General features: G+C 71.5%; 12 protein-coding genes. 7 read left to right on the forward strand and 5 right to left on the reverse strand.

Annotated features, from left to right (window positions below; genetic code table 11):
* Positions 1 to 92: 92 nt before the first annotated feature.
* Entirely contained in the window at positions 93 to 542 is a 450-nt protein-coding gene (locus ACIBVQ_RS32885) for a DoxX family protein (protein ID WP_362777514.1), read from the forward strand.
* A gap of 55 nt (positions 543 to 597) precedes the next feature.
* Here ACIBVQ_RS32885 and ACIBVQ_RS32890 read toward each other — a convergent pair whose 3' ends face one another.
* Entirely contained in the window at positions 598 to 1422 is an 825-nt protein-coding gene (locus tag ACIBVQ_RS32890; RefSeq protein ID WP_399182250.1) for an alpha/beta fold hydrolase, read from the reverse strand.
* A 75-nt stretch (positions 1423 to 1497) separates the two neighbouring features.
* Between ACIBVQ_RS32890 and ACIBVQ_RS32895 the strand changes: the two genes are divergently transcribed.
* The gene (locus ACIBVQ_RS32895; RefSeq protein ID WP_399182252.1) at positions 1498 to 2532 is read left to right on the forward strand and encodes a sigma-70 family RNA polymerase sigma factor; all 1035 of its coding nucleotides are present in this window, start codon (positions 1498 to 1500) and stop codon (positions 2530 to 2532) included.
* A gap of 57 nt (positions 2533 to 2589) precedes the next feature.
* Here the strand turns inward: ACIBVQ_RS32895 and ACIBVQ_RS32900 are convergent, their stop codons facing one another.
* Positions 2590 to 3483, reverse strand: a complete 894-nt coding sequence (locus ACIBVQ_RS32900) for a hypothetical protein (RefSeq protein WP_399182254.1) — start codon at positions 3481 to 3483, stop codon at positions 2590 to 2592.
* Between the two features lie 130 nt (positions 3484 to 3613).
* On the opposite strand from ACIBVQ_RS32900, the gene ACIBVQ_RS32905 reads away from it, so the two are divergent.
* Genes ACIBVQ_RS32905 through ACIBVQ_RS32920 form a run of 4 tightly spaced genes read left to right on the forward strand, consistent with a single transcriptional unit; the run spans position 3614 to position 8326 of the window.
* Entirely contained in the window at positions 3614 to 4801 is a 1188-nt protein-coding gene (locus ACIBVQ_RS32905) for an LLM class flavin-dependent oxidoreductase (protein WP_399182256.1), read from the forward strand.
* Positions 4798 to 6123, forward strand: a complete 1326-nt coding sequence (locus ACIBVQ_RS32910; protein WP_362915769.1) for an NtaA/DmoA family FMN-dependent monooxygenase — start codon at positions 4798 to 4800, stop codon at positions 6121 to 6123. Before ACIBVQ_RS32905 ends, ACIBVQ_RS32910 begins: the two co-directional genes overlap by 4 nt.
* Positions 6120 to 7202 carry an LLM class flavin-dependent oxidoreductase gene (locus ACIBVQ_RS32915; protein ID WP_399182259.1) on the forward strand — a complete coding sequence of 361 codons (1083 nt, stop codon included), beginning with the start codon at positions 6120 to 6122 and terminating at the stop codon, positions 7200 to 7202. The genes ACIBVQ_RS32910 and ACIBVQ_RS32915 overlap by 4 nt, the downstream gene beginning before the upstream one ends.
* Positions 7199 to 8326, forward strand: a complete 1128-nt coding sequence (locus ACIBVQ_RS32920) for an LLM class flavin-dependent oxidoreductase (protein ID WP_362777527.1) — start codon at positions 7199 to 7201, stop codon at positions 8324 to 8326. Before ACIBVQ_RS32915 ends, ACIBVQ_RS32920 begins: the two co-directional genes overlap by 4 nt.
* 55 nt (positions 8327 to 8381) lie before the next feature.
* Here the strand turns inward: ACIBVQ_RS32920 and ACIBVQ_RS32925 are convergent, their stop codons facing one another.
* The 3 genes from ACIBVQ_RS32925 to ACIBVQ_RS32935 all read right to left on the reverse strand — a co-directional run bounded on the left by ACIBVQ_RS32925 (position 8382) and on the right by ACIBVQ_RS32935 (position 11306).
* Positions 8382 to 9380 (reverse strand): alpha/beta hydrolase, encoded by a 999-nt coding sequence (locus tag ACIBVQ_RS32925; protein ID WP_352013021.1) that lies wholly within the window; start codon positions 9378 to 9380, stop codon positions 8382 to 8384.
* 277 nt (positions 9381 to 9657) lie between these two features.
* Complete coding sequence (locus ACIBVQ_RS32930; protein ID WP_399182261.1) at positions 9658 to 10815, reverse strand: cation:proton antiporter; 1158 nt, start codon at positions 10813 to 10815, stop codon at positions 9658 to 9660.
* 8 nt (positions 10816 to 10823) lie between these two features.
* Positions 10824 to 11306 (reverse strand): cation:proton antiporter regulatory subunit, encoded by a 483-nt coding sequence (locus ACIBVQ_RS32935; RefSeq protein ID WP_352013019.1) that lies wholly within the window; start codon positions 11304 to 11306, stop codon positions 10824 to 10826.
* 162 nt (positions 11307 to 11468) lie between these two features.
* Between ACIBVQ_RS32935 and ACIBVQ_RS32940 the strand changes: the two genes are divergently transcribed.
* On the forward strand, positions 11469 to 12617 hold the full coding sequence (locus ACIBVQ_RS32940; protein WP_399182263.1) for an LLM class flavin-dependent oxidoreductase: 1149 nt from the start codon (positions 11469 to 11471) through the stop codon (positions 12615 to 12617).
* The last annotated feature ends 7 nt before the right edge of the window (positions 12618 to 12624 follow it).

Here is a 12624-nt window from a genome sequence, read left to right on the forward strand (position 1 = left end):
GGCCGGGCCGGGCGTACCCTCCGGCGCCCATCGGTGTCGTCGTTTCCGTTCCGCCCCGTGCCCCGGCTCGGGGTGGAAGAAGAGGAGGGGCCGTGAAGTTCATCGAATCGGCCAGGCCGTACGTCTTCGCCCTGTTCCGTCTTGTCGTCGGACTGCTCTTCACCTGCAACGGGGCCGCCAAGCTCTTCGGGGTTCTCGGCGGTGGGGCGCTGCCCTTCGGCTCATGGCCTGGGTGGTACGCGGGTGTCGTCGAACTCCTCGGAGGGGTTCTCGTCATGGCCGGGCTCGGCACCCGGATCGCGGCGTTGATCTGTTCGGGGGAGATGGCCTACGCGTACTTCGTCGTCCACCAGCCGCAGGCCCTGTGGCCGATCCAGAACGGCGGTGAGCTGTCGGCCCTCTACGCGTGGGCGTTCCTGCTGATCGCGATCGTGGGGCCGGGGGCGTGGGCGCTCGAAACCGTCTCGGCCCGCACCCGGGTCAGGGACCGTGGGGACGCGCGCCCGGCGGAACCGTCGGAGAACCCGCTGACGACCCTCTGAGCCGACCGGCGGTTTCCCGGGGCCCGCGTTCCCGGGAAACCGCCGCGCTCCCGTCTCAGCCTCCGTTCAGGACCTCACGCAGCCGGGGGGCGAACCCCGCCGGGTCGTCGACGAAGGCGATGTGGCCACCGGGGAAGACCGTCGGCTCCGTGCCGAGCGCCGTGGCGAGCGCGGCCGAGGTGAGGTCGCAGAACTGACCCGCCGAGTCCTGCCCGACGCCGACCACGACGCGGACCGGCCCGTCGCGCAGGGCCGCGATGTCGGGCCGCCAGCGGGTGGTCTCCCGCATCTCGTGCAGGAACCAGAAACGCTCGTCGGCCACCTGCCGCGGGTCGCGCTCGGCGGGCGCGCCGGACCCCTCATCAGGGGCCGGCGGGATGTTGGCGTTGACCAGGAACTTGACCCAGGCTCCTCCGACGTCGCCCGAGGCGTAGGTGGCGATGATGTCCTCGACCGCGGCGTCCCGCCCGGCGGGGTCGTCGAGCACGTGGTTCAGCGGGGCCTCGTGCGCGATCACGGTGTGCGCCCGCTCGGGGTGGGCGACGGCGAGCGCCAGCGCGGTGACGGCGCCGCCGCTCGAACCGAAGACCGCGGCCGGGCCCCGGCCGAGGTGCTCCAGGAGCAGGGAGAGGTCGTCGGCGCGCAGCCCGGGGGTCGAGTCCTGCTCGGGGGTGTCCAGGACACTGCGGTTGAGCCCCCGGGGGTCGGTGGTGAGCACGGTGTGGTCGGCGGCGAGCAGGTCCGCCAGCGGCGCGAAGAACGTGGCGTCCATCGGGGCGCCGACAAGCGCCACCAGGGGCCCCTCGCCCCGTACCTCGTAGTGCAGCGTGGCGTCGGAGACCCTGAGGGTCCCGGTGGTGACGGTCGTCGTGCGGTTCATCGGATCTCCCGTGATGCGGGCCTGAGGTTTTCGGTCGAAGAAGGAGACTCCGGCGGTGGGGCAGAATCGTCGTCTGTGAGGGAAGTTTTTTCCGGACAAAAGGAGACATCCGCCAGCGACCCCGACCTGGCGCGGGCGCGCGGTGGAGACGACGCCGCGTTCACCCGCCTCGTACGGCCGTTGCGCGGTGAGCTGCACGCGCACTGCTACCGGATGCTCGGTTCCTCCCACGACGCCGACGACGCGCTCCAGGACGCCCTGCTGCGCGCCTGGCGGGGGCTGGTGCGCTTCGAGGGACGTGGTTCGCTGCGCTCCTGGCTCTACACCGTGGCCACTCGGACCTGCCTGGACATCGTCGAGGCCCGTGGCAGGCGGGCCCTGCCCGTCGACCTCGGCCCGTCGAGCGATCGGGCCGTCACCGGGGACGTCCCGCGCACCGACATCGCCTGGCTCGGCCCCTACCCCGACGCGGACCTCCCCGAGGGACCCGCCGGGCGTTACGAGCGGCGCGAGGCCGTCGAACTCGCCTTCGTCGCCGCCCTGCAGCACCTGCCGGGCAACCAGCGGGCGGCGCTGCTGCTGTTCGAGGTGCTCGGATTCTCCGCCGCCGAGATCGCCGAGACGATGAACACCTCCACCGCCTCGGTGAACTCCGCCCTGGCGCGGGCCCGCCGGGTCGTCGCGGAGCGGGTCCCCGCCGTCACCCAGCAGCGGACGCTGCGCCGGATCGGCGACGCCCGGGTGCGGGAGATCGTCGCGGGATACTCCGCCGCGCTGGAACGCGGTGACGCCGACGCCCTGGTCGCGTTGCTCACCGAGGACGTCACCTGGTCGATGCCGCCCATGGCGCACTGGTACCGAGGCGTCGAGGCCGTCATGGACTTCGCCGTGCGGCTGCCGCTGACCTCGTGCGGAAGCTGGCGGCATCTGCCGGTCGGGGCGAACGGCCAGCTCGGTGTGGCCGGTTACCTGTGGGACGAGGAGGCGGGGGCACACCTCGGCTGGTCGATCGACGTGCTGACCCTGCGTGACGACCGGATCGAGGAGATCACCTCCTTCGTCGGCCCAGGCCACCTCGGGAGGTTCGGACTGCCCGCCTCACTGCCCTGACCAGCCCGGCAGGGCACGGCCGCACCGTGGCCCCGCCGTCTCATCCGGCCCGCGGCCTCACCTGGCTCCGGTCCTGGCCCCGGCGAGGTAGATCCGCCTGGCCAGGGTGGTGGTCTGCGCGGTCGAGCGGCTCCAGGTGGCCGTCGAGGGGTGGGCGGTGAGCAGCACCATGATCCAGCGCTCCTCCGGGCCGACGAGACCGGTGGTGTGCAGCACCGGATGCCCCAGGTCGGGGACCGTGACGGCCGCGGGACGGGCAGGGAGCGAGGCGGTCCTCCAGGTGGCGGGTACGGCACCGCCCGAGGCGGGGGCGGTCTTGGCGCACCGGACCGGGGGCGTCGAGCCGTACCCCGACCAGCCCTGCTTGACCGCCCAGGGCCGGGGCACCGCGCGGGGGATGCCGAAGTACTGGTCGAAGCCGTCGGAGCCGCACTGCTCGGCGGCGCGCAGGTGCCCGAGGACGATGTCTCGGACCCTCGGGGCGGCGCGGTCGAGGAGATAGCGGTAGGCGCGGACGACGTCCATCGCGCTGAGCGAGGTGTAGCCCCAGAATCCCGGCTTGTCGGCGGGCGGGGGAGCGGTGTCGGTCAGCCCGAGCCTGCGCGCCGCCCGCTCGACGATCCGGCCCCGGCCGCCCCTGGTCCAGAAGGAGGTGGCCGCGGCGTCGTCGCTGACCCGCAGCATCCTGCCCAGCAGCGCGAGGTCGCGCCGGGGGACGTCGCGGTGCGACTCCAGATAGTCGATCGCGATCAGGATCTTCACCACCGACGCGGAGCGGAACCTCCGGTGCGCGTCGTGCTGGACGGTGACGCGGCCTGTCTTCCGGTCGAGGACGACGTAGCCGGCGCGCACCCCGGCCGGCACGTCCGGCTGGGCGGGTGCCGCCGAGGCGGGGGAGGCGAGGCTCAGCAGGAGCAGGGCGGTCGCGACGATCGTCAGGGGGCGTCTCACCCGCACATGCCTACCAGATCACCGCTCTTCCCGGGCGGTCTCGGGAGACCTCGCCAGCCTGGGGGTTATCTCCCACCCTAAATGCAACTAAACCTGTAGGAATTACTGGTTTTGGTGTTATCGTCATGACATGTCGGCAGATCATCTCCATCTCGCCGTCGCGCTGGACGGCGCGGGATGGCATCCGGCGGCCTGGCGCGATCCAGCCGCCTCTCCGAAAGAACTGTTCACCGCCGCCTACTGGGCCGGGCTCGTGGCCGAAGCCGAACGAGGACTACTCGACTTCGTCACCATCGAGGACACCCTCGCCCTGCAGACCACCCGCCTCGACGGCCCCGACGGCCGTACCGACCAGGTGCGGGGCCGTTTCGACGCCGTCCTGCTGGCGTCGCGGATCGCCCCGCTGAGCCGGAGCATCGGGCTGGTGCCCACGGCCACGACCACCCACACCGAGCCCTTCCACGTCGCCAGTTCCCTGGCCACCCTCGATTACGTCAGCGGCGGCAGGGCCGGATGGCGGGTGCAGCTGTCGGGCAGGCGCACCGAGGCCGCCCACTTCGGCCGCCGCGACGTCCCGGAGCTCGGGCCCGCGCAGGCCGTCGCGCTTGAGGACCACGCCATCTACCACGAGCTGTTCGGCGAGGCCGGGGACGTCGTGGAGGTCGTGCGCCGCCTCTGGGACAGCTGGGAGGACGACGCGGTGATCCGCGACGTCGGGACCGGCCGCTTCGTCGACCGCGACAAGCTCCACTACGTCGACTACGAGGGGCCCCACTTCAGCGTCAGGGGACCCTCGATCGTCCCGCGACCGCCGCAGGGACAGCCGCCGGTCACCGCGCTGGCCCACTCGCGGCTGCCGTACGAGTTCGCCGCGCGCGGGGTGGACGTCGAGTACATCACGCCGCACGACGGCGACCAGGCGCGCGCCATCGTGGCGGAGATCCGCGAGATCGGCGGCGTCCAGCCGAAGGTCTTCGCCGACCTGGTCGTCTTCCTGGGCGAGACCCCCCAGGCGGCCAAGGACCGCAGGGCCAGGCTGGACGAGCTCGACGGCTCCGAGTACGTCTCGGACGCCGCGATCTTCGCCGGAACCCCGGAGCAACTCGCCGACCTCCTGTTCGACTGGCGCGAGGCCGGCCTTGAGGGCTACCGGCTGCGCCCCGCCGTACTGCCGACGGACCTGAACGCGATCACCCGCGCCCTGGTGCCGGAACTGCGCCGCCGCGGCGCGTTCCGCGACGGGTACGAGGCGGCCACGCTCCGCGGTCACCTCGGGCTCGACCGTCCCGCCAGCCGCTACGCAGGGAGCAGCCGATGAAGCAGGTCATCCTCGCCGCCCACTTCCCGGGGGTGAACAACCAGACGGTCTGGAGCGATCCAGCGGCGGGCAGTCAGATCGACTTCTCCTCCTTCGTCCATCTCGCGCGCACCGCCGAGCGCGGCCGGTTCGACTTCTTCTTCCTCGCCGACGGCCAGCGGCTGCGCGAGCAGCGCGGCAGGATCCACGATCTCGACGTGGTCGGCCGTCCCGACTCGCTCACCGTGCTCGCCGGTCTGGCCGCGGTCACCGACCACCTGGGCCTGGCCGGGACGATCAACGCCACCTTCAACGAGCCCTACGAACTCGCCAGAAAGCTCGCCACCCTCGACCACCTGTCCGGCGGAAGGGCCGCGTGGAACGTGGTCACCTCCTCCGACGCCTTCACGGGGGAGAACTTCCGCAGGGGCGGTTACCTGGACCACTCCGAGCGCTACGCGCGGGCCGCGGAGTTCGTGCGGACCGTGCGCGAGCTGTGGGACTCCTGGACGGCCGAGGACCTCGTCGCCGACCCCGCGACCGGGTTCTTCTCCTCGGCGAACGCGGGCGAGTTCGCCCACCACGGCGAGTTCTTCGACATCGAGGGCCGGTTCAACGTGCCGCGTGCCCCGCAGGGGCACCCGCTGACCATCCAGGCGGGGGACTCCGGCGAAGGCAGGGAGTTCGCCGCGGCCCACGCCGACGCCATCTTCTCCAGGCACGGCACCCTTGAGGACGGCAAGGCCTTCTACCGCGACGTCAAGGCCAGGGTCGTCGCCAACGGCAGGTCGCCCGACTCGCTGAAGGTCCTGCCGGGGGTCACGTTCGCGCTCGGCGACACCGACGCCGAGGCCCAGGAGAACGCCGACCACATCCGGCGCCAGCAGGTCAGCCCGCAGACCGCGATCCTGCTGCTGGAACAGGTCTGGAACCGCGACCTGTCGTCGTACGACCCGGAGGGGCCGCTGCCGGAGATCGACCCGCTCGTCTCCGAGGAGACCATCAGCAGGGGCCGCACCCGGCTGACCAGGGACCCGCTGGAGACGGCCGCGCGGTGGCGGGCACTGGCCGAGGAGAAACGGCTCGGCATCCGTGACCTGATCATCGAGGTCACCGGCAGGCAGTCCTTCATCGGCTCGCCCGCCACGGTCGCCGAGCAGATCAACGCGTTCGTGCAGCAGGACGCCGCCGACGGCTTCATCCTGGTGCCGCACCTCACGCCGACCGGGCTGGACGGCTTCGTCGACGAGGTCGTCCCGTTGCTGCAGGAACGCGGCGTGCTGCGTACCGAGTACCGCACGACCACCCTGCGCGGGCACCTCGGGCTGGAGGGCGGAGCGTGAGGTTCCTCGCCATCACGCTGATCGTCCACGGTCCCCACCCGGTCACCGGTGAGCTGAAGCCGACCAACGCGCGCCTGCGTGAGGTCGTGGACAACGCCGTCCTGGCCGAGGAACTCGGTTTCGACGGCTTCGGCGTCGGCGAACGGCACGAGCGCCCGTTCATCTCCTCCTCCCCGCCGGTCGTGCTGAGCCACATCGCCGCGCGGACGTCCAGGATCAGGCTGTTCACCGCGGTCACCACGCTGAGCCTGCTCGACCCGGTCAGGGCCTTCGAGGACTACTCGACGCTCGACCACCTGTCGGACGGGCGCCTCGAACTGATCATCGGTAAGGGGAACGGCGCCGCGCAGGCCAAGCTCTTCCACGTCACCCCCGAGGACCAGTGGGAACGCAACCGCGAGGGCTACGAGCTGTTCCGCCGCCTGTGGCGGGAGGACAAGGTGACCTGGTCGGGCACCTTCCGGCCGCCGCTGGAGGAGGCCGAGACGTGGCCGCGCCCGCTGCAACGGCCCATCCGCGTCTGGCACGGCAGCGCGACCAGCAAGGAGTCGGTCGAGCTGGCCGCCCTGTACGGTGACCCGCTCTTCTCCGCCAACGTCACCAACCCCGTCGAGCCGTACGCCGAACTGGTCCGCCACTACCGGGAGCGGTGGGAGTTCCACGGTCACGACCCCGCCGACGCCCTCGTCGGGGCGGGCAGCGCGGGTCTCTACGTGGCGAAGAACTCCCAGGAGGCGGTCGAGACCTACCGGCCGATCTTCGACGCCAGGCTGGCCCTGTTCGAGAAGGCCGGGGTCGACCCGGTCTTCCGCACGATCGAGGACGCCGTGGAGCGCAGTTCCATCCTGGTCGGCAGCCCCCAGCAGATCATCGACAAGGTCCACCGCTACCACGAACGGCTCGGGCACGAGGTCATGCACCTGTCCGCCGACGCCGACGGTCTGACGGACGAACAGCACCGGGCCAGCCTTGAGCTCTTCCAGAGCGACGTGGCCCCCGTGCTGCGCAGGGAGATCCCCAGCAGGTCCTTCCCCGGGCACGAGAACCAGCACGAGAGCCGGCACGAAAGGCAGTCATGACCTCGCTGTCCATCCTCGACCTGTCCCCCGTCACCTCAGGAGGCACGGTCGCCGACGCCCTCCGCAACACCGTGGACCTGGCCAGGCGCGCCGAGGAGTTCGGCTACCGGCGTTACTGGCTGGCCGAGCACCACTTCGCCCCGGGAGTGGCAAGCGCGGCGCCCGCCGTGCTCATCGCCCTGGTGGCCGCGGCGACCAGCACGATCAGGGTCGGCTCAGGGGCCGTGCAGCTCGGTCACCAGACGGCGCTGGCCGTGGTCGAGCAGTTCGGCCTGATCGACGCGCTGTACCCGGGCCGGATCGACCTCGGACTCGGCCGTTCCGGGCAGCGCAGGACAGAACTCCTGGCCGAGGCGGGCAGGCCGCCCGCCCCGTCGCGGCCTGCCCGCCTCGTGGACGGGCTGCTCATCCCGGAACCGTTCTCCTTCGCGGCCCTGGCCACCTCCCCGGTCTTCGCGCTGCAGTCCTCGCTGCTGCAGCAGCCGGGGGCGCGGAGCCCGGACTTCGCCGACCAGGTGGACGACATCGCGGCCCTCATCGCCGGGACCTACCGCTCGGAGGACGGCCTGGCCGCGCACGCCGTACCGGGGGAGGGGGCGGGGGTCGAGCTGTGGATCCTGGGCAGCAGCGGCGGCCAGAGCGCCCAGGTCGCCGGGGAAAGGGGTCTGCCGTTCGCGGCCAACTACCACGTCAGCCCGTCCAACGTGCTGGAGGCGGTGCAGGCCTACCGGGAGGCGTTCAAACCGTCCCGTGCCCTGCCCGCGCCGCGTCTGGTCGTCTCCGCGGACGTGGTCGTCGCCGAGGACGACGAGACGGCCCGTGAGCTGGCCTCGCCGTACGGGCTGTGGGTGCGCGGCATCCGCAGGGGCGACGGGGCGATGCCGTTCCCGACGCCCGAGCAGGCCGCGGCCCACGAGTGGACGCAGGAGGACCGTGCCCTGGTCGCGGACCGGGTCACGACGCAGTTCGTCGGCTCGCCGCGGACCGTCGCCGAGCGGCTGCGTGTCCTGCGCGACGTCACCGGCGCCGACGAACTGCTCGTGACCACCATCACCCACGACCACGCCGACCGGGTGCGTTCCTACGAGCTTCTGGCCGAGGAGTGGGCGGCGTCCGGCGGCTGACGATGCGACCCCGCCGGGTCCGCGAGGGAACCGGCGGGGCGCCCGCCGCCCGGCCTCAGCCGAAGAAGCCCGTCAGATGTCCGATGACCGCGGCGGGCCGTTCCTCGACGAAGTAGTGGCCCGTCCCGGTCAGCTCGGCGACGCGGACGTCGGTCGCCTGGGTGGGCAGCACCTGGTTCATGTGGGGGTGGAAGGCGCTGTGCGCCAGCCCGAGCGTCGGCGCCGTCACCTTCCCGTACGTCCGGTGGTCCTCGATGTCCTGGCCGAACGCCTGATACCAGCTGTTTCCGCCGCGAACGGCGTCGGGAGAGGAATAGGCCTTGGCGTACACGGCGCGGTCACGGTCGCCGATCGCCGACTTGTCCACCAGGAGGTGGTCGAATATCCAGTCGACGAGATATCGGGACCTGCCGGAGACGAGCTGCTCGGGCAGTCCCTGAACCTGGTTGAACGCGAACCACCAGGGAAAGAATGCCTGCCCCGGCTGGGGCAGCATGCGGAACTCGTAGTAGGAGTCGTCGGGGTGGGTGACGTCGAGCAGCGCCAGTCTCCGGGTCGCCTCGGGGTGGTTCACGGCGAAGCTGAAGGCGATCATGGCGCCGACGTCGTGCCCGGCGATGTTCACCCTGTCGTGGCCGAGCGCGCGCACCAGCTCGCGCACGTCCCGCGCCATGGTCTTCTTGTCGTATCCGGAGGCGGGTTTGCCGGAACCCCCCATGCCGCGCAGGTCCACGACGATGACCCGGTAGCGGGCGGCGAGCGCGGGCATGACCTTGCGGTACTCCCACCAGGTCTGCGGCCAGCCGGGCAGCAGGACCAGCGGCTCCCCGCTGCCTCCTGACACGTAGTGCAGCCGGACGCCGTTCACCTCGGCGTGCCGGCTGGTGAAGCCGCCGGGCAGGGAACGCGCCAGCTCCGCGTCCGAGGGGACCGCCGGTCCCCGCTCCGCCTGCCCGGTCTCCGCCGCGGACGCCGGGGGTACGGCGCCGCCCGTCGCGGCCAGTGCGATCGCCCCGGCACCCAGCGCCATCGCGTTGCGTCTTCCTAGCGACACCTCGGGAAATCCTCTCCTCGGCCGTTCGATGAATCCCCGATTCAGGCGGACCTTTCGGTTCCGCTGAACGCTTGGGCAGATCATCTCGTATTCGGCCGAGAAGAACACCCCCTAATCCGGGGTATTGTCCTACCCATTTAAGGGTGATACCCGGATAAATGCTGCCATTTATCCTTAAACCCTGATAACGGGGTTGTCGGGTGGAATTTCGTGACGAATGAAACAGGGTACGGCCGCGCCGTGTGGCGTGGCCGTACCCTGTTTCAGGGTTTCAGGGTCAGGTGCGGCTGGCGACGGCGGTGATGAGGGGCTGGACCAGGCGAGCGGCCAGCGGGCCGAACGCGGCGAGGATGAGGACGTAGGCGGCGGCCAGCGGGCCGAGGTCGGGGTGCACCCCGGCCGCGACGGCGAGTCCGGCGATCACGATGTTGAACTCGCCTCTCGGGATGAGCGCGATGCCCGCCCGGGCCTGGCCCGTCTTGGCGATCCCGGCCCTGCGGGCGGCGTACGCGCCGGTGAGCAGCTTGGTGACCATGCTGACCAGGGCGAGCAGCGCGGCCAGCCCGGCGACCGGGGCGATCTTGGTCGGGTCGGTCTGCAGGCCGAAGAAGACGAAGAACACCGCGGCGAACAGGTCGCGCAGCGGTGTCAGCAGCGCGTGGGTGTCCTCGGCCAGCTTCCCGGACAGCGCGATGCCGACCAGGAAGGCTCCGACGGCGGCGGAGACCTGCAGCTGCTGGGCGACCCCGGCGACCAGCAGTGCCAGCCCGACCACCTTCAGCAGCAGCACCTCCGAGTTGGGGCTGGCCACGAAGCTCTCGATGAACCGGCCGAAGCGCAGCGCGATCAGCAGTACGACGCTCACCGTGCCGAGCGCGATCGCCACGGTGACCGCGCCGCCGATGAAGCTCAGCCCGGCCAGCAGCGCGGTGAGGATCGGCAGGTAGATCGCCATGGTCAGGTCCTCGAACACCAGCAGGGAGAGCACCACCGGCGTCTCCCTGTTGCCGATCCATCCCAGGTCGGAAAGGACCTTGGCGGTGATGCCCGAGGAGGTGGCGTAGGTGACCCCGGCCATCGCCACGGCGGCGACCGGGCCCCAGCCGAGCAGCAGCGCCGCGATCGCGCCGGGCGCCGCGTTGAGCGCCAGGTCGACGAACCCGGCGCGCGCGTTGCCCTTCAGGCTGGTCACGAGTTCGTCGGCGTTGTACTCCAGGCCGAGGGTGAGCAACAGGAGGATGACGCCCAGCTCCGCGCCGACGGAGATGAACTCCTCGCTGGTCGCCAGGGGGATGATGCCGCCGGTGCCGAAGGCGAGACCGGCCAGCAGGTACAGGGGGATGGGGGAGATGCCGACACGCAGTGCCAGCGCGCCCAGGACGCCCAGTCCGAGCAGGACGGCGCCGAGCTCAAGCAGAAGGATCGCTGTGTGCACCCGCTGCCCTAACCGTGGGCCAGGATCTCGGAGACCGCGGACGTGCTCTCCGGGCTGCCGACCACGACCACCACGTCCCCGCCGTCGAGCGTGAAGTCGGGGCCGGGGCTGGCGAACACCTGGCCCGCGCGGACCACGGCGACGATGGAGGCGCCGGTGCGGGTGCGGACCCGGGCGTCGCCCATCGGCCTTCCCGCGTACGGCGTGCCCGGCGAGATCGGCAGCTGCAGGCTGACCAGGCCCTCGACCTCCCGGTGCAGGGCGTTGAGGCGCTGCACGATGCGCGGGGCGCCGAGCAACTCGACCAGCGCGTCGGCCTCCTCGTCGTTCAGCTTCACGGTCTCGCAGGCCCGGTCCGGATCGGCGGGGTCGTAGATCACCAGGTCGCGGCGGCCCGTGCGGTGGGAGACGACTCCGATGCGCCGGCCTGCCCGTGTGGTGAACTCGTGCCGTAGCCCTATCCCCGGCAGCGCCGTCTGTTCGACGTCCACTGTGCCCTTCCTCCACTTTCGCGTAAATCGACGAAATCCTGAACCTATCAACGAACGACATCGGCTCCGGTTCCACGCATAACCCCTATTACCGATTGACTTTGTGGGTTATGTGGCCGACGATGGGCGAAACCCCGCCTGCGTGACCGTGGAGGAGACCCCGTGAAGTTCCACTGGTTCCTGCCGACCGCGGGCGACAGCCGGGTCCTCACCGGCGGCGGGCACGGTCTCGGCAGAGGCCATGGCCGCCCGGAAAGCGCGGCCTTCCGCCCGCCGGACATCGAGTACCTCGCCCAGATCGCCCGCTCGGCGGAACAGCTCGGGTTCGAGGCCGTACTGACCCCGACCGGTTCCTGGTGCGAGGACGCCTGGCTGGTCACGGCCGCGCTGACCCGGGAGACCGAACGGCTGAAGTTCCTGGTCGCCTTCCGTCCCGGCCTGCTGTCGCCCACACTGGCCGCGCAGATGGCCGCGACCTACCAGCGCCTTTCCCGTGGCAGGCTGCTGCTCAACGTGGTGACCGGGGGAGAGTCGGCGGAACAGGTCAGGTTCGGCGACCACCTGCCGAAGGACGAGCGCTACGAGCGCACCGGCGAGTTCCTCTCGGTCGTGCGCGGGGCATGGAGCGGCACGCCGTACGACTTCGCGGGCAGGCACTATCAGGTCGAGGGGGCGACCGTCGCCGAGGTGCCCGACCCGGTCCCGGAGATCTACTTCGGCGGTTCGTCGTCGGCGGCGGGGCCCGTCGCGGCCGGGCACGTGGACGTCTACCTGACCTGGGGCGAGCCGCCGGACCAGGTGGCGGGGAAGATCGAGTGGATCCGCGGGCTCGCCGAGGAGCGGGGGCGCACGCTCAGGTTCGGCGTACGGCTGCACGTGATCACCAGGGACACCGAGCGGGAGGCCTGGGCGGAGGCCGAGCGGCTGCTGGCCGCGCTCGACCCGGAGGACATCAGGGCCGCCAGGCGGGCGCTCGGCCGCAGCGAGTCGGTCGGCCAGCAGCGGATGCTCGCCCTGCACGAGGGCTTCGCCGGAGGTACGGCCCGCGACCTGGAGATCCATCCCAACCTGTGGGCCGGGGTCGGCCTGGTCAGGGGAGGCGCGGGGACGGCACTGGTCGGCAGCCACGCCCAGGTGGCCGAACGGATCGAGGAGTACGCGGCGCTGGGCGTCGAGGAGTTCGTGCTGTCCGGCTATCCGCACCTGGAGGAGGCCTACTGGTTCGGCGAGGGGGTGCTTCCCCGGCTGCGCCCGGCTCTGGACGACCTGACGGCGGCCCCGGCCCGCCGCGCCCGCGTCCCCGCCCTGTGACACCCCG

Origin of the sequence: Streptosporangium sp. NPDC049376, from assembly GCF_044466505.1 — a bacterium.
GTDB lineage: Bacteria > Actinomycetota > Actinomycetes > Streptosporangiales > Streptosporangiaceae > Streptosporangium.